General features: G+C 41.7%; 13 protein-coding genes. 7 read left to right on the top strand and 6 right to left on the bottom strand.

Annotated elements, in window-relative coordinates; genetic code table 11:
* Positions 1–140: 140 nt before the first annotated feature.
* The 3 genes from pgi (at position 141) to ubiA (ending at position 3,433) form a co-directional block, all read left to right on the top strand.
* Positions 141–1,787 (top strand): glucose-6-phosphate isomerase, encoded by a 1,647-nt coding sequence (gene pgi / locus AC3Z9T_RS17960; protein WP_490127462.1) that lies wholly within the window; start codon positions 141–143, stop codon positions 1,785–1,787.
* A gap of 258 nt (positions 1,788–2,045) precedes the next feature.
* On the top strand, positions 2,046–2,552 hold the full coding sequence (gene ubiC, locus AC3Z9T_RS17955) for a chorismate lyase (RefSeq protein WP_490127461.1): 507 nt from the start codon (positions 2,046–2,048) through the stop codon (positions 2,550–2,552).
* A gap of 26 nt (positions 2,553–2,578) precedes the next feature.
* Positions 2,579–3,433, top strand: coding sequence for a 4-hydroxybenzoate octaprenyltransferase (gene ubiA, locus AC3Z9T_RS17950; protein ID WP_490127460.1), 855 nt, complete (start codon positions 2,579–2,581; stop codon positions 3,431–3,433).
* Between the two features lie 78 nt (positions 3,434–3,511).
* On the opposite strand, the gene AC3Z9T_RS17945 is transcribed toward ubiA, so the two are convergent.
* The 5 genes from AC3Z9T_RS17945 to plsB all read right to left on the bottom strand — a co-directional run bounded on the left by AC3Z9T_RS17945 (position 3,512) and on the right by plsB (position 10,560).
* Positions 3,512–3,790 (bottom strand): hypothetical protein, encoded by a 279-nt coding sequence (locus tag AC3Z9T_RS17945; RefSeq protein WP_490127459.1) that lies wholly within the window; start codon positions 3,788–3,790, stop codon positions 3,512–3,514.
* 72 nt (positions 3,791–3,862) lie between these two features.
* Positions 3,863–4,582, bottom strand: coding sequence for a hypothetical protein (locus AC3Z9T_RS17940; RefSeq protein ID WP_490127458.1), 720 nt, complete (start codon positions 4,580–4,582; stop codon positions 3,863–3,865).
* A gap of 77 nt (positions 4,583–4,659) precedes the next feature.
* A complete protein-coding gene (locus tag AC3Z9T_RS17935) occupies positions 4,660–5,412 on the bottom strand; it encodes a ZirU family protein (RefSeq protein ID WP_490127457.1) in 753 nt (250 codons plus the stop codon).
* A gap of 38 nt (positions 5,413–5,450) precedes the next feature.
* A complete protein-coding gene (locus AC3Z9T_RS17930; RefSeq protein ID WP_490127456.1) occupies positions 5,451–7,547 on the bottom strand; it encodes an inverse autotransporter beta domain-containing protein in 2,097 nt (698 codons plus the stop codon).
* Between the two features lie 538 nt (positions 7,548–8,085).
* Entirely contained in the window at positions 8,086–10,560 is a 2,475-nt protein-coding gene (gene plsB, locus AC3Z9T_RS17925) for a glycerol-3-phosphate 1-O-acyltransferase PlsB (protein WP_490127455.1), read from the bottom strand.
* 125 nt (positions 10,561–10,685) lie between these two features.
* Between plsB and AC3Z9T_RS17920 the strand changes: the two genes are divergently transcribed.
* Together AC3Z9T_RS17920 and lexA are read left to right on the top strand one after the other, a co-directional pair.
* Positions 10,686–11,060 carry a diacylglycerol kinase gene (locus AC3Z9T_RS17920; RefSeq protein WP_490127454.1) on the top strand — a complete coding sequence of 125 codons (375 nt, stop codon included), beginning with the start codon at positions 10,686–10,688 and terminating at the stop codon, positions 11,058–11,060.
* 116 nt (positions 11,061–11,176) lie between these two features.
* A complete protein-coding gene (lexA, locus tag AC3Z9T_RS17915; protein ID WP_369514561.1) occupies positions 11,177–11,794 on the top strand; it encodes a transcriptional repressor LexA in 618 nt (205 codons plus the stop codon).
* A gap of 156 nt (positions 11,795–11,950) precedes the next feature.
* Here lexA and zur read toward each other — a convergent pair whose 3' ends face one another.
* On the bottom strand, positions 11,951–12,472 hold the full coding sequence (zur, locus tag AC3Z9T_RS17910; protein ID WP_490127453.1) for a zinc uptake transcriptional repressor Zur: 522 nt from the start codon (positions 12,470–12,472) through the stop codon (positions 11,951–11,953).
* A gap of 1,105 nt (positions 12,473–13,577) precedes the next feature.
* On the opposite strand from zur, the gene AC3Z9T_RS17905 reads away from it, so the two are divergent.
* Positions 13,578–14,174 (top strand): fimbrial protein, encoded by a 597-nt coding sequence (locus AC3Z9T_RS17905; RefSeq protein ID WP_490127452.1) that lies wholly within the window; start codon positions 13,578–13,580, stop codon positions 14,172–14,174.
* Between the two features lie 90 nt (positions 14,175–14,264).
* On the top strand, positions 14,265–16,757 hold the full coding sequence (locus tag AC3Z9T_RS17900) for a fimbria/pilus outer membrane usher protein (protein ID WP_490127451.1): 2,493 nt from the start codon (positions 14,265–14,267) through the stop codon (positions 16,755–16,757).

Here is a 16,757-nt window from a genome sequence, read left to right as displayed (position 1 = left end):
TAGTTGTAATAAGCTCTGGAAAAATTGCAAAAAATTGACCAATATCATCAGTATTGAGAGAACGCAGGAAACCGATAGGTTGAGAAAGCTCAACGGGTTACAATTTATTCCTATTTCATATATTTTGGAGAGTGTTATCCATGAAAAGTATTAATCCAAGCCAAACGGCAGCATGGCGGGCGCTAGAGCAACACTTCGCGCAAATGAAAGATACCCACATGCGTGATCTGTTTAAACAAGACAATAATCGCTTTACCAAATTTTCCGCGACATTTGACGGGCAAATTTTGGTGGATTACTCCAAAAACCGAATTACTGAAGAAACACTGAACAAATTATTCGCATTAGCTGAGGAAACGGAGCTAAAGAGTGCTATCGACAGCATGTTTAGTGGTGAAAAAATTAACCGCACAGAAGACCGCGCTGTTTTACATATCGCACTGCGTAATCGTGATAATACGCCGATTTATGTAGACGGTAAGGACGTGATGCCTGATGTTAATGCCGTATTGGAAAAAATGCATAAATTCAGTGAACGCATTATTAGTGGTGAATGGAAAGGTTACACAGGGAAAGCCATCACTGATGTGGTAAACATTGGGATTGGTGGTTCTGATTTAGGACCATTTATGGTCACTGAAGCGCTGCGCCCTTATAAAAACCATCTGAATATGCATTTTGTTTCTAACGTTGATGGCACACAAATCGCTGAAACGCTGAAGCCTCTTAACCCTGAAACCACGCTATTTTTAATTGCATCAAAAACCTTTACCACTCAAGAAACTATGACCAATGCGCATTCTGCTCGTGACTGGTTATTGGCAACAGCGAAAGACGAACAGCATATTGCCAAACACTTTGTTGCACTGTCGACCAATAGCGAGCAAGTGGCGAAGTTTGGTATTGATACTGCAAATATGTTTGAGTTTTGGGATTGGGTTGGTGGTCGTTATTCATTATGGTCAGCGATTGGCTTGTCAATCATCCTATCAGTGGGTTATGACAACTTTGTGCAACTGCTGGAAGGTGCTCATGCGATGGACAAGCACTTCACACAAACGGCATTTGAAAACAACATCCCTGTCTTGCTTGGCCTGATTGGCATTTGGTACAACAACTTTTTTGAGTCAGAAACTGAAGCGATTCTGCCATATGATCAATATATGCATCGTTTTGCGGCTTATTTCCAACAAGGGAATATGGAATCAAACGGTAAATATATCGATCGTAATGGTCACAAAGTGCCTTATCAAACAGGGCCGATTATTTGGGGTGAGCCTGGAACTAATGGCCAGCACGCGTTTTATCAATTAATTCATCAGGGAACAAAAATGATCCCTTGTGATTTTATTGCACCTGCCGTGACTCATAACCCGTTGGGTGACCACCACGATAAACTATTATCGAATTTCTTTGCGCAAACTGAGGCGCTGGCGTTCGGTAAGACGCGTGAAGTGGTTGACGCAGAATTTGCGGCACAGGGTAAGAACCCAGCGGATATGGAATATGTAGCACCTTACAAAGTGTTTGAAGGTAATCGCCCAACTAACTCAATCTTACTCAAAGAGATCACACCTTATTCATTGGGTGCATTGATTGCGATGTATGAACATAAAATTTTCACGCAAGGTGCGATCCTGAACATCTTCACGTTTGACCAGTGGGGTGTTGAGTTAGGCAAACAGCTTGCTAGCCGTATTTTGCCTGAGCTAGAAAGCCGCGATGAAATCAGTAGCCATGATAGTTCAACAAATGGACTAATTAATCGCTATAAAACATGGCGTTAATAGTCTAATTTACCAACAGCAGCAACCTATCTTTTAGATAGGTTGTTGTTTGTTAATCATTTCAATATTAATGATTTAACTTTTCTCTCTAACCCATTAGTAATTAAAATTTTTTTTACTGAAAATTTACAAATTGTGTTGAATTCGTGACTTTTTAACTAAATTGTTAGTTATCTTTAACCTTGCAATAAAACAACGTGATATCCTTTATAGATAAATGATGCAATACCACACGATCCTGTGGTGGAATTATAAGTAATGGATGAAACGCTTTTTACCCCTCGCCCAATAACTTGGTTATCTGATACTGATGATCTTGTCCCTGATAATGTTTTAAGTTGGCTGTATGAGCAGGGGTCAATGACAAAACGCTTAGAGCAGTACTGCCAACGCGTAACTGTCGTGCCTTATACGCAACGCTATGTCACACGAGACGCATTAAGTGAAGATGAGGCGCAGAGCTTGCCTGTCAGTGAACACTATTGGTTACGTGAAGTGATTATGTTTGGTGATAATATACCTTGGTTACTTGGGAGAACGTTAATTCCACAAGAAACGTTAACAGGTGAAGATCAGCAACTAATTGATATCGGTGCCGTGCCATTAGGGCGTTATCTGTTTAGTCATGATAATCTTAGCCGTGATTATATTCAGATAGGGCAGCAAAATTCGCGATGGATCCGTCGCTCTCTATTACGATTGTCTGAAAAACCGTTATTATTAACAGAATTGTTTTTACCTGAATCACCTGCCTATAAAATATAGAAGGAGCATGAACAGTGGAGGTAAGTATGGCGCTAACTAAATGGCATGCCTACAGCCGTTTGATGCGTATAGATAGGCCCATTGGCTCATTACTGTTGTTATGGCCAACCTATTGGGCACTGTGGATTGCCGCTCAAAGTATACCCAGTTTACATATTCTGATCGTGTTTACGGTTGGCGTGTTTTTGATGCGAGCAGCTGGCTGTGTGATTAATGATTTTGCCGACCGCCATTTTGATGGACATGTTGAGAGAACAAAACATCGTCCGCTGCCGAGCGGTGATGTAACCGAAAAAGAAGCCAAACTATTGTTTGCTGGTTTAGTGGGGCTGTCGTTCTTACTGGTTTTGACACTGAATGCCATGACTATCTGGCTGTCTATTGCAGGGCTGGCGTTGGCATGGGTTTATCCGTTTGTTAAGCGAGTCAGCCACTTACCACAAGTCGTCTTAGGTGCGGCGTTTGGCTGGTCGATCCCAATGGGCTTTTCTGCGGTCAGTGAGTCGTTACCACTGGTTTGTTGGTTGCTGTTTTTAGTTAATATTTTATGGTCAGTGATTTACGATACGCAATATGCGATGGTTGATCGCAATGATGATTTGAAAATTGGTGTGAAATCAACAGCAATTTTATTCGGTCAATATGACAAGTTGATCATCGGTATCTTACAAGTGGTGATGGTGGGTGTGCTGGTGGCAATTGGCCTGCTTGCCAATTTAGGCATCGCTTATTATGTTGCTTTGTTACTGTCTGCATTACTGTTTGTTTATCAGCAAAAATTGATGGTTAATAGAGAACGCGCCCCCTGTTTTAAAGCCTTTATGAATAATAATTATGTGGGTTTTATTTTATTTGTTGGGATTTTATTGAGTTATTGGTAAAACAGTTTTTGAAGAGTAAAAGGGGTAAGGTGATGCGCCTTACCCCACTGATTTGATGACAAAATTAGCGATGTCACATCACGGCGCTAATACTATGTCAGGCGATGTGCCTATTACCATTTTGTTGTTTGGAAAATTCATTTCGACAGTAAGGTAAATTGAATCTCCTGCACTATAGCTTGAATTATTACCAAACTTTATAGAACCTCCAGTATTAGTCACTGTTGAACCACTTACAGTGCGATCGCCAATGAAATATTTATGCGTCTTAGCGGGATCACTGCCCCCTTTGTAGTATTCACTGACGTTTATTGACGTAGGAGTGCCATAACCTAAACTCGCATAATCTATCTCCATGTTATATCCATATCCGGAGCGATCCCCCAATTTGGTTGCCGTTATATAGTCGTATTGCTGATGGTGGTATTATTATTTTATTACGTACCAAGACGACATAAATGCCATACCTGTATTCGGTGTTCCGCTTTGCGAACGAGGAGTTACTTGAAAAGCAAAGCTACACCCTATATCTGCGTTTTTCACTGTATAACTCTTGGTCGTTGCTAGAGTTGTTATTTTATGGCTACGCTTACAGATCCATTCGATGCGGGTACCAGAGGTATCTTCGGGATCGCCATCCGCATCGTGGTAGCGATAACTTCCGGTTAGTCGCTGCCCCACGTTTGGATTAAAATCAAAATCTACACCAAGGGCTTCAGGGGCAAGTCCTAGGGTGATGATGGGGGATGAAGTGAACACTGCTCCGCTTGCTGGTTCAGTGATTGCTGAGTCTGTTCGTGGCGTGACCTTTACCGTCAATTTCTTTCCGTTGCCATCTCCGGCAACCAGTTTATAGCTATTTTGCGTGGCCTTTAGAATATCTTTACCATCCAGTTGCCACTGATAAAGGGATTCTACTGGCGTATCCTGATCCGCATCTTCAATGTCTGGAATGGCAGTAACGGTGTCATTGACAGCGGGCGTCGATTTGTCAAATTTAACCCCCTTCACGACTGGTGCATGCCCTATAACGGGAGATGTCTTGGCATTAACTTCGATCACAGAAGCGGACACTCCTCCTCCGATGACCAGTCCTGTTGTCAGCGTTATCAGACGAATAAGAAGGTTGATTTTTGTCCTATTAGTCATTGCATGAATGTCCTCTTCTGTTGTCGCAGTGGGTAAAAAATACCGCAACGGAGTGGCTCCGCTGCGGCTGATACTGATTATTTGCTAGAAGCAATAACTTTGATTTTCTTTTTCTGATCTTTACCCAGAACGGTGTATTCCTTCGTAGTTGCACTCGGGATATCAGTGTATGAACCTGAACCCACGGCATCCTGAATCTGCCATTGGTAAGTCACATTGCTACCACAAGTATCGTGACAGGTAGCAGCTGCTGTTAGTTTCTTACCAACCTCAGCGGTACCCGAAATGGTCACAGCTTTCACAACACTACCACTCACGACTGGGAGCCCTTTATCGCCCACTGAGGTGTTTGTAATATCTAGGTAGTCTTTAGCGTCCTCAGATTTGCTCTCTGCCGGATCGGTAGTTTTTGAATCAGTTTTTGCGACTGCTTTGACCGTGATCTTTTTACCCAGCCAATCCTTTTTTAGTTTCAGGGTGTCTTTGTTCTCACCGGAAATGACGGTTCCGTCTTGATACCACTCATAGCTAATGTTTATTGTATCGCCATCCTCATCGGTGAAGTCAAAGCCTGACACCGTCAAAGTGTCATTTTCCCCTAACACATTATCCTTGTTAACGTCAGTGGCTGTGACCTTACCCGCTGTTTTCAGAACGGGCGCATGACCGATAACCGCTGCTGTTTCAGAGGAGGTAACCGAGACAGTGGTTGCTTTGGCTGGGGCGGCTAGCGTTGGCGTACTGACCGCCATACTCAAAACTGCACCTGCAATCAGGAGAGATAGCTTGCCTTTGCCAGTCATTGGGTTTTGTTGCTTATTGTTGCTCATCTAATTTTACCTATATGTTTAAATGCCCTAGGGCGTAGTTATTGTGCGGTTACGCGCAGTTTGCGCTTTTGCATATCGGTTGTGACGATATAGGTCATCGCGGTCGCGCCACGGATGGCTTGATACTGCCCAGACCCTTGAGTTGTTTCCGCTTCCCATTGCCAAGACGTTGGCAGAATACAGTTGACTTGGCAGTCCGGGGTGGCAGTCAAAATATCGCCAACCACTGGACGCTCAGTCATGGCAATACCGTTACGAAATATATGTATCCCCACGGGTGCTGCCATCACTTCGACCGTTATCGGAGCCATACTGATGCCATCAACCTGAGGATTAAAGGTGAGGGTGCCAGCAAGCTGGCCAGTTGTTATGGTGGTGGTGTACACACCGGGCGTGGTTTCTTTCAGTGCCGCCAACTTAATGCCACTTTGCGAAGGTGATAGGGATGGTCCACCTTTCTTTATCGTGAAGGTGAACGGCAACTGAATAGATGAAGCCAGCCCAATCATTGGGGCGTTTTGCTCATCTCGTACTGTCAGAGTCAATATCTCGGACTGCGCGATATTGAGTTTGCCTGAACCTACCGTCAGGTGAGAGTTGCGGTTAGACAGTCCTGCATCGACAATCACCTGTACATAGGCCGGTTTTGAGGCATTTCCCTTGCCATCCCATGCGATGGCACTCAGGGTATAAGTATTGGTGCTACCCGCCTGCCAAGCAGGTAGGCGCATCTGCCAAGTCGTCAGACTTCTGCCAACAGAGCGCACTTTCCCGCCTTTGGCTGAAAATTCGCTTAGCATGTTCCACTCAATACGCTCAGCGCCGTATTTTGCTTTCAGCATGGCACTCAATAATTGCAAGCTGGCTGCACGACCACGGACGACTTGCGGCAGTACTAGACTGATCAGCTCCTGTTTACGGTATTCGAGTACGATGTTGTTATTGCGCTCAACCAGTGCCATTCGACTGCCTGAAAGCGTGCGCTGATTCGCCACTGCATCTGATGACACTTGCTGATCCCAAGGCGTACCAAATGAATAGTTAAGCTGTGCTTGAAGCTGAAGATCATCAGTTCCGCCCCCGTTACGCCAATCAGCCCCAAGGGTAACTAATGGGATAGGCGTGTAGTTCACACCTACCGTCATGGTTTTTGGCGATTTACGGCGAGTATCTTTATCTTTCAGCGCCACTTCATTCCCAAAATACTGTTCGTATTTCAGCTTACCTCCAAGCTGTGGATAAGACGGTAACCAACCACTGGCGGCGATATCAAATCCGTTAGCGGGACGTTCATCGTAGTCGTCAAAATCGCGTGACTGATGCCAATTGTTGAGTCGCAGATAGCCATTGGCAGAGAAGTGCAGATAATCGGACCACAGCTCTCCCCCGATACCGACTCGACGGTTGTTACCGGTAATATCAGCATCGTAAAAGGTATTTGCACCATACATCCATTGATCATTGAACCGGCGAACCCCAGCCCCTAAGTTCAGCGTGGTGCGCTCATCAAGGTTCCGTCCACCAAACTGGGTAAATACCAGCCAGTCTGGGTTTTGATATATTGGTAACAGCATGTCAGCAGATAGCGTACTCTGTGACAGTGTTTTGCCCGGCTGTATTCCAATCTGTGCCGTACCATACTGGTTCAGCCAACTTTCTACTGTTGATGAGGCTTTGGCAACAGCCATGCTTTTGGCTTGCACAGAAAGATACTCTTCAGGGCTTTGGGTGTTCATGGCCTCGAAAAAGCTAGGCGCTGTCTGAGACAACCAGCTTTCCACTTCATGGCTTGATCCGTCAGCCTGCTTTTTTTCAGTGCTATTTTTGTCTATTGTCTTTACCGCGTGGGTACTCGGAACATCAATTTCATCTCCTGCCGATAGATTTTCAAAAGCGCGGGTGAACCTGCGCATTTGATTTAGCGTTTTCAGTTCTTCTACTGTCAGACCATATTGAGGGGCTATGCTGTGAATGGTTTCCCCTGCCTGTAAGCGGTAAGGTTTTACTTCCATCCCATCCACAAATTCTGTCGCAAATACTGAACCGATCGGCATGATGGAGACGGAGAGTAAAGCGGGAAGTAATAAGCGTATTTGAGATGATTTGATACTGTCATGCTTAATACCAAAAATCATTTATCTATTCCTTTTATTCCATCCTTTAAAGTGGTGTTTCCATAATGAAAATATTTCCATTACTGATCGCTAAGCATTCAAGAAGCTAAACACCATTAGTATTGTGTGATAGGTAGATATTAAGTTTTTAAAAATAACTTATTGATATATAAGTTGATGAGTAATTTCATTGGTGGATATTAATACCCAGCTCAATATTGCCGTTTTATTTTGCGGTGTAATTTATATATTTCGATGAATAATGAAAACGTACTTATTTGGATTAAATAAGAAGTAATAGATAGTGGAATTAATCAAGGAAGGAGAATTTATTATCAATTGAGATAACTTTCTAATATTGGTCATACTTCAAATGAGGTGTGGTTGACTGCGTTCGTTCGTACTTGTCGCCTACTTATGTTACATCTTATTGGTCTTATTTTATTGGAATAATATGGAATGTGTATTAGGAATTGTCATTCTAAAGTGAGATTTTTTCATTTTAATCAAAGGGGTAATGTGATCTACATTACCCCTTGTTTCTTTTAAACTCTTACTGCTAGTTTTCTGATGTTTTTTCTTTCTCAGCAGAACGCTCTTCTGGCTGGCTGACGCTTTCGATAGTTAAACGTATTTCTGGCGACATTAAGCGAGCAATCACGGCGTATAGCTTTTTCGCATTTGCGGTGAAAATATCATTGTCATCGTTATCGATATAACCTTCTTCGCGCAATGTTTCGACTAGCGTTGAGAATACGGCTTTATCAAAAAACTCAGGCGCATTGATGCCATGTAATACAGAAAGACGTTGAGCTAACATACGGCTCTCTTTTTCTAATGTATTACGGCTAATTTCAGGGCTAGCATTGAGTAAAGACAGTGTGATTGCATAACGCTGCAAGGTTTCTCGAACCCCTGCGGCTAATAGCTGTAATGGACGAATGCGGCGTGGATTTAATACCACCATATCGTCCTCTTTTAAACACACTAATTTTTGGCTGGCTAACTCATCAATCAAGGTATCAACCACTTCGGTCAGCGACTCACTGTTATAACGCATAAACAGTTCTGCCTTGAGGAATGGGTAAATTTGCCCAACCTGATAATGGATCTCTTGACGACTAATACGTTCATTGTGCAGCAGAATACTGGCGATCAGTGATGGCAGTACCAGCAAGTGATGGATATTGTTACGGTAGTAAGTCATTAGAACCGCATTTTCACGAGGAAGAATAATGATATCCCCCATGCTGTCTTTTTCGACTTCAAATTTATCCATTTGCAGTGCGTGCTCTAACAGTTGCTCAGCCGTTTTATTTGGCGTTGTGGCATCTGCGGTATAGGGCACATTGCGTAATAATTGCAGGTAACATTCAACTTGTTCAATCAGCTGCTCACGTGTTAACGAGCGTTGACGTGAAGCAAGTAATGCGGTTGAGCAAAGGTTGATCGCATTCGCCGCTGCTGCATTATTGATATTGACCATGATGTTATCAGCCAAACCGCCGACAACGGGGTTTAACCAACTTGGGCGCTGCGGTTCGATAGGATCAATCGAATCACGCCAATGAGGAACGTGTTTAGTTAAATATTGAGTGAGTGAAATAGGTTGCCCAAAGTTGACATAGCCTTGTCCTAGGTTACGTAATTTACGCAAACCGCGGATCATCGAGAAAAAGCCTTCTTTTTCTTTCTCCGCACCACGCAACTCTTTGGCGTAGGTTCCCACTTCCATAACATGCTCATAGCCAATATAAATAGGCACGATAGTGATAGGACGTGAGTCACCACGTAACATGGCTTGCAGGGTCATCGACAATGTTCCTGTTTTTGGTTCTAGCAAGCGACCAGTACGTGAACGACCACCTTCGACAAAATACTCAATCGAGTAACCGCGCGCAAATAACTCACTCAGATATTCACGGAATACCGTTGAATAAAGTTTGTTTCCTTTAAACGTTCGGCGAATAAAGAATGCACCTAAGCGGCGGAAAATTGGCCCCGCGGGCCAGAAGTTCAAGTTAATACCAGCGGCAATGTGCGGTGGAACTAGCCCTTGATGGTAGAGAACGTAAGAAAGCAGTAAGTAATCCATGTGGCTACGATGTGATGGAACATAAACAATTTCATGGCCATCTTGCGCTAATTGGCGCACACGTTCCGCGTGCTGAACGTTGATCCCTTGATACAAACGGTTCCAAGTCCAACCAAGCACACGGTCGGTAAGACGTACTGCTTCATAAGAAAAGTTAGCCGCAATCTCTTCCATCATATTGATGGCATTTTGCTGGGCTTTTTTCACAGGTATTTTTTTGCTGCGAGCCTCATCTTCAACCGCTTTCTCAATCGCTTTTGAGGTCAATAGCTTGTTAAATAGCTCTTGGCGTACAGGAAGTTTCGGGCCGACAGCTGCAAGGCGTTGGCGTGAGTAATGAATACGTGCTACGCGAGCCAGTTTATTGGCGATAATGGTATCTGTACCATGCTCTTGTGCCATTAACCCCATTGAAACAATAGGTGAAAAACGCACAAAGCTATCTCGCCCAAGCCAGATGACGGCGAAGAATTTTTGAATACCATTGAGTAAACGTAATGGTGGCGCAGGGGTATGCCCTTCACGCTCACGCCCCGGAGCACGACCAAACATGACAGACGCAGGCAGTAGCTGGATATCAAGATTCGGGTTGCTACGATGTAAGTCTAGATAGGCATGAAATATTTTTACCGACTCTTTACGCGGATCTGGAGAGTAGTAACGAAAGACCCGCGGGCCGTCATCAATAAAGACGTAAGCAGGTAGTTTGGTCCCGTTGATGTCATTATCGACTAAAGGATCAGGCAAGCCGATAGATAAGCATTGGTGACGTAGTGTTAAAAGGTCAGACTTGGAATGGTAAGGCAGCACATATAATGTGGGCCGACTGGTATCCAGCTCAAGCTCTGAAATTGGGTCCGTTGGAATTAATTTACTCTTTACCAGTAATTTCAGTGGTAAATTCAACGTGTTGTAATATATTTTACGCCATAGTGACATAAATGATTATAGCCTCTTGTTAACAATGCCTTGCAAGCATACCAGAAATCAACTGGCAAATCTGTTACTGACAGTTAACTTTGACCGCAAAAAATAATGAACGTTTGTAATTTTGAGGAATAAATATGGCAAACCAAACTAAGGGATTCACGCGTGTAATTAAGGCTGCGGGGTATTCCCTTAAAGGATTAAAAGCGGCATGGGTAAATGAAGCTGCATTTCGCCAAGAAGCCGTTGCAGCGATCCTTGCGGTGATTATTGCTTTATGTTTGGACGTCAGTTATATCGACCGACTATTGCTGATTAGTTCTGTCGTCATGGTGGCTATTGTTGAGTTAATTAACAGTGCGATTGAAGCCGTTGTTGACCGTGTAGGCAGTGAATATCATGAATTATCGGGGCGAGCAAAAGATATTGGTTCAGCGGCAGTATTTATCACTATTGGACTGGCACTTGTCATTTGGGCCACCGTGTTGTGGCAGCGTTATCTCGCTGGCTAGTCTTAAAGTGTCGGTTGGTCTCGACAAATGTGGCACTTGCGTGATTTAAGTGTTTCAAATCTTCATTTACCTGTATATACTCACAGTCTGACTGTATAAACAAACAGGGGAACGAGATGAAAGCACTGACGGCTAGACAACAGCAGGTTTATGATCTGGTGCGCGATCACATTTCTCAGACGGGTATGCCACCTACACGCGCTGAAATAGCAGCAAGCCTTGGCTTTCGTTCGCCTAATGCGGCAGAAGAGCATCTTAAGGCGTTAGCGCGTAAAGGGGTAATTGAGATTGTTTCTGGGGCTTCTCGCGGTATTCGCTTACTGCTTGAAGAAGAAAATGATACTCAAGGGCTTCCTCTGATTGGTCGTGTAGCGGCGGGTGAGCCATTATTAGCCCAAGAGCATATAGAGAGCCATTATCAAGTTGATCCAGCACTTTTCAAACCACATGCGGATTTTTTACTGCGTGTAAATGGCATGTCGATGAAAGATATTGGAATTATGGATGGTGACCTTTTAGCTGTTCATAAAACACAAGATGTTCATAATGGGCAAGTTGTGGTTGCACGTATTGAAGATGAAGTAACAGTAAAGCGTTTCAAGCAGCAAGGAAACCGCGTTGAATTAATCGCTGAAAATGCTGAGTTCGCGCCTATTATTGTTGATTTACGCCAGCAAAACTTCACTATTGAAGGGTTAGCGGTGGGTGTGATCCGTAATGGTGAGTGGTGCTAATATCGCACTGCAAAGATGATTAAAATGTTGCTGGCAGATTGTACCCATTATTGCTTTTGGGGATCTGCCTGCGATATAGAAGGGTATTTTTCAATTCAAACCCCTATGGGTCAGTGATCTGTGTCTGTTTAATGTCGCCTATCAAATCGTTTTTTTTTAATGTTTTTTCTTTGTTTTTACGGATTGTTGTTCATGATCGTGATCACAATGTTCATGATCTGGGCAACTGACGATTTCACTGCAAGCTTGGCATAACCCGTGATTTTCTACCACAGTATGGCGTAGTTGGAATTGATTTTGTTTAGCGAGGTCTAAAATGGCGGCTTCAATTGCCCCACAATCACTTTCCGCAACACTGCCACAATGATCACAAATCAACATAACCGAGATATGGCTTGGGTTATCGAAATGGTGGCAGATCACATAGCTGTTGGTTGATTCAATTTTGTGGATAAAGCTTTGTTCCATTAAAAACTCTAAAGCTCGATAGACCGTAGGGGGCTTCGCTTGCGGTTCGACTTCACGAAGCAGATCAAGTAAGTCATAGGCGCTGATTGCTCCATGCTGTTTGGCGATTAAGCGTAAAACAGTTTCCCGTTGTGATGTGAGTCTAACACCCCGTGCTTCACATAACCGCTCCGCCATTGCGAGCAATTTTTCTTCATTCATTTTTTTCATGGTCAAGAGCCTTACTCAAAACTGTCATTGCTGTTTGAGGGTAGTTTACCATATCTATACTCTTCATACTTCAATCTACAGTACCTTTCGTTAAGGTATGGTGATGGTGTTCACTCACGCCATTCCGTTAGCTGAAACGTGAATTATTAAAAGTATATGGACGGAGTAAAGCACATTTTAGCTGTACGATAAAAATAATGTTCAAAATGATAATAATCATCCACGGTTAATAAAAAACCTTTCTGCAAAAATATAAAAAGATAAATTTCATATCGGAATATTAACATTACTGTATCAAATGTAATTCTAGTAAATAATACTCACGCCATAAAATAAACATTCCCACACATTAAATTAACTAAAAATCTACATTCTGGTGAAACAGAATGTTACTTTTGGTTGATAATTTAATTGGGAATTATCTTACTGTGAATATATTACTTAAATAAAAAAACGAATTTAATCTATGAAAAAGAATTTTAGTATCAAAATACAATCATTAACTTAAGTTTTAATTTCATTATAAGTGAAATTATAGTTTTTTATCCCCATGGAATTTTCATTGAATTTTGAAATATTTTTTAATTTTTATAAATAGAAATTTACGGTTTTATATAAATTTTTCTAAGTCTCACTACTGATATATATAATTTTACCCATTATTAGCGTTAATCTTCGCAATATCTAATTTACTAGAATATTAATCTGTCATTACGCTACTTGTGTATGTATTTTGACAATAAATACTGATTATGTAGAATTGACCATAGAAAATATCCGCGTAGCTAGATGAAATAGACTTTTTTGTTCTATATCAAAATTAATAAGTTTTGAATCTAACTAAAAATTGAATCTATGGCACTAGAGGAAAGTTAGGTTGTAAATAATGGAATGCGGAAATCTGTGAAGTTTTAATTTTTTATAAAAATATAGGTTAAATGGATTTAATTTATTAATTCAAAAGCCTCTACTCAAAAAAGGTATTAGTACAGCAAGGAACACTGAATTAATTCCAAATTCATGGATGGTCAGTTTAATGACTTATTTGTTTGCAGGATAAATCGAGTTAGGGGAAGTGTCTTCCTATATAAAAAAGGAAATATTTATGAAATTCAATAAATTAGCGGTAAGTCTAGCATTAGGTTTGAGCATGGGTGTTTCAATGGTAGCTGTGGCAGCAGATGAACCCGCAGCACCAGCACCAGCAGAAAGTTCGCAAGGTACTATCAAGTTTAACGGTTTTATCAATGATGTTCCTTGCTCAATTGATGATAACAATCTGAATCAAACGGTCCGTTTCGGTGAAATCGCATTGCACGAACTCACTTCTGGTAAGTTCCGTTCAGATAGCCGTCCTTTCGATATCGTATTGAAAAACTGCTCAACTGAAACGTACAAAAACGCAAAAATCACTTTCACAGGTTCTACTGTGTCAGGTTTCACTGGTTTCGCTGGTGACTTACTTGGTTTAGGTGGCAAAGTTGAAAACGCCGGTATCATCATCACTGATGGTGCAAGCAAAGTTGTTGAGTTTGGTAAAGCATTCCCAGGCACTGGTGATGGTTATGCACTGAGCAATGGTGATGGCTCAGAAACGACTATGCACTTTGAAGCCTACGTGAAAGGTAATGAAGACCCAGCTAAGAAAGCGACGACTGGTCGTTTTGACACTGTAGCTAACTTCAAAATTATCTACCAATAAGCTTTGACTAGAAAACATATGGCGCAAATACGCCATATGTTTATGACCTATCATTTTTATTTTTTCAATTTTGATTGATGGTTTAGTGATATGAAAAGCATAAAATTAAAATTAATTACCAAATTGATGCTTTTAATATTGATGCCAATAATTGCATGGTCAGAGGAAGCCGTCGATTTTAATACTGACTTTTTGGATAATGACAGTACTGAAAATATCGACTTCAGTAAATTTTCTCATGCTGATTATGTACCGCCGGGTAACTATTCTTTAGACTTTGAAGTTAATAAAGTCAAAATACTGGCAGAAGAGCCAGTCACATTCTTCATCCCTACTTATAACAATAAAGAGTCTTTAGCCTGTATTACACCTGAAATATACCCATTATTGGGTTTGAAAAAAGATTGGTATAGCAAAATCACATGGCTAAATGATGGGCAATGCCTAGATATTCGTAGCGTACCTGAGATGAGCTTCCAAGGTAACTTAGCGAAAAATACCTTACAAATTAGGATCCCTCAGGCTTATATGGAATATGATGACCCTAGTTGGGATCCGCCAACGCGTTGGGACGACGGTATTCCCGGTGCATTTATTGACTATAATGCAACCGGACGCTTGGTAAAAGAGCAACAAGGTAATAATAAAGGAACGAAAACAGGCCTAACGGCTACGGGTACGATGGGAGCCAACTATGGTTCATGGCGCTTAAGAGCTGATTGGCAATCACAAAATGGTGAGCTGAATAAGCGCAGCCGCACTTGGGCATGGAATCAGATCTATGCTTACCGCGCAATACGTTCATTAAGCTCTCGCTTAACATTAGGTGAGCAATATTTATCTTCGACATTATTTGATAGTTTCCGCTACCTCGGCGCAAGCTTAGAGACGGATGAATCGATGTTTCCTCCTCGCTTGCAGGGCTATGCACCTGAAATCGCGGGTGTTGCAAAAACAAATGCGACCGTTATTGTGAAACAAGATGGTCGTATTATCTATCAAACAGAAGTGAGCCCAGGCCCATTCAGGATCCAAGATGTTAACTCATTTGGTGGCGGTACAATGGATGTCTCTATTCAAGAACAGGATGGAAGCACCAGTAATTTCAAAGTCGAAACCTCTAAACTCGGTACATTGACACGTCCAGGGCAACTTATTTACCAATTTGTAGTGGGTAAGCCAACGAAAGATGAGCACAATACACATGGTCCCGAATTCAGTTTAGGGTCGTTGTCATGGGGGGCGACAAATAATACTACTATTTATGGTGGCTTATTAGGCTCTTCTGAATACCAAAATGTGGCGATAGGTTTTGGTCGAGACTTTGCTCCATTTGGTGTGTTATCTGGAAATATTAACGTTTCCAGAGCGAAAATGGGTAGTCTAGATAATGATCGTACACTTACCGGTAATTCTTATAATTTAACCTACTCTAAGCAATTTGATGAAATTAATAGTCAGCTCACTTTTGCAGGCTATCGTTTTTCTGAAAAGAATTATATGAATATGTCTCAGTTCCTCGACCGTCGTTATAACAGCGGTACAGTGGACAGCGGTAAAGAGCTATACACTATTATTTTTGGTACGGCATTCTCAGATATTAATACCAACGTTTATTTAAATTATTCGCATCAAACGTATTGGAATCGTTCATCATCAAATCAATACAATATTACGATTTCGAATTATTTTGATATTGGGAAAATAAAAAATGTTAGCTTAAGTTTGACGGCTTATAAAAATAAAACTCATAGTAGTGATGATGACGGTGTGTATGTCAATTTAAACGTACCGCTAGATGATAATAAGTCCAGTATTAGTTATTCAGGTGCGTATGCAGGCGGCTCACACAGCAATAATGTGAACTATTATAACCGTATTGATAATCGAAGTAGCTACAGTATTTCTGCGGGAACTTGGGATAAAGATAAATTAACAACCGCAGGAATGTATACCTATGATGGCGATACCGCAGAATTAAATGCCAGTGGTACTTATATTCAAGACCAACAAACTGCAGTTTCTATGCAGTTAAAAGGTGGAATGACCATGACTCCAGAAGGTGGGGCATTTCATCGAAATAATTCTGTTAGCGGTGGTTCTCGGCTCCTTGTTGATACTAATGGTATTGAAGGAGTTCCGGTGCAAAACTCTATTACACCAATAAAAACGAATCGATATGGAAAAGCGGTACTCACGAGTGTGATGGATTATAACCGTAACAACTTAAAAATTGATTTAGATAGCTTGCCAGATAATGCGGAAGCATTGCAATCAACACAGTATGCGACTTTAACCGAAGGAGCGATAGGTTATCGTAAATTCAATATTATTGAAGGTAGCAAAATACTCGGAACGATTACATTGGCTGACCATAGTGCTCCTCCATTTGGTGCATCTGTAATGAATAAATCCAATAGGGAAGTTGGGATTGTATCAGATAAAGGATTTGTATATTTAGCAGGTATTAACCCACTTGAATCACTTCGTGTTACTTGGGGTAATGATGTGAGTTGTCAGATTCAATTACCTGAAAAATTAGATGAAACAATGGCAGATATAGTATTACTGCCATGTCGATAA

The organism is Providencia sp. 6390 (assembly GCF_058148425.1).
Note: the sequence above shows the minus strand (reverse complement) of the source record. Positions and strands in the feature narration are given on the sequence as shown.

Excerpts from the sequence above, each read along its gene's own strand:
- pgi (WP_490127462.1), top strand. The coding sequence starts at position 141 with ATGAAAAGTATTAATCCAAGCCAAACGGCAGCATGGCGGGCGCTAGAG.
- ubiC (WP_490127461.1), top strand. The coding sequence starts at position 2,046 with ATGGATGAAACGCTTTTTACCCCTCGCCCAATAACTTGGTTATCTGAT.
- ubiA (WP_490127460.1), top strand. The coding sequence starts at position 2,579 with ATGGCGCTAACTAAATGGCATGCCTACAGCCGTTTGATGCGTATAGAT.
- AC3Z9T_RS17945 (WP_490127459.1), bottom strand. The coding sequence starts at position 3,790 with ATGGAGATAGATTATGCGAGTTTAGGTTATGGCACTCCTACGTCAATA.
- AC3Z9T_RS17940 (WP_490127458.1), bottom strand. The coding sequence starts at position 4,582 with ATGACTAATAGGACAAAAATCAACCTTCTTATTCGTCTGATAACGCTG.
- AC3Z9T_RS17935 (WP_490127457.1), bottom strand. The coding sequence starts at position 5,412 with ATGAGCAACAATAAGCAACAAAACCCAATGACTGGCAAAGGCAAGCTA.
- AC3Z9T_RS17930 (WP_490127456.1), bottom strand. The coding sequence starts at position 7,547 with ATGATTTTTGGTATTAAGCATGACAGTATCAAATCATCTCAAATACGC.
- plsB (WP_490127455.1), bottom strand. The coding sequence starts at position 10,560 with ATGTCACTATGGCGTAAAATATATTACAACACGTTGAATTTACCACTG.
- AC3Z9T_RS17920 (WP_490127454.1), top strand. The coding sequence starts at position 10,686 with ATGGCAAACCAAACTAAGGGATTCACGCGTGTAATTAAGGCTGCGGGG.
- lexA (WP_369514561.1), top strand. The coding sequence starts at position 11,177 with ATGAAAGCACTGACGGCTAGACAACAGCAGGTTTATGATCTGGTGCGC.
- zur (WP_490127453.1), bottom strand. The coding sequence starts at position 12,472 with ATGAAAAAAATGAATGAAGAAAAATTGCTCGCAATGGCGGAGCGGTTA.
- AC3Z9T_RS17905 (WP_490127452.1), top strand. The coding sequence starts at position 13,578 with ATGAAATTCAATAAATTAGCGGTAAGTCTAGCATTAGGTTTGAGCATG.
- AC3Z9T_RS17900 (WP_490127451.1), top strand. The coding sequence starts at position 14,265 with ATGAAAAGCATAAAATTAAAATTAATTACCAAATTGATGCTTTTAATA.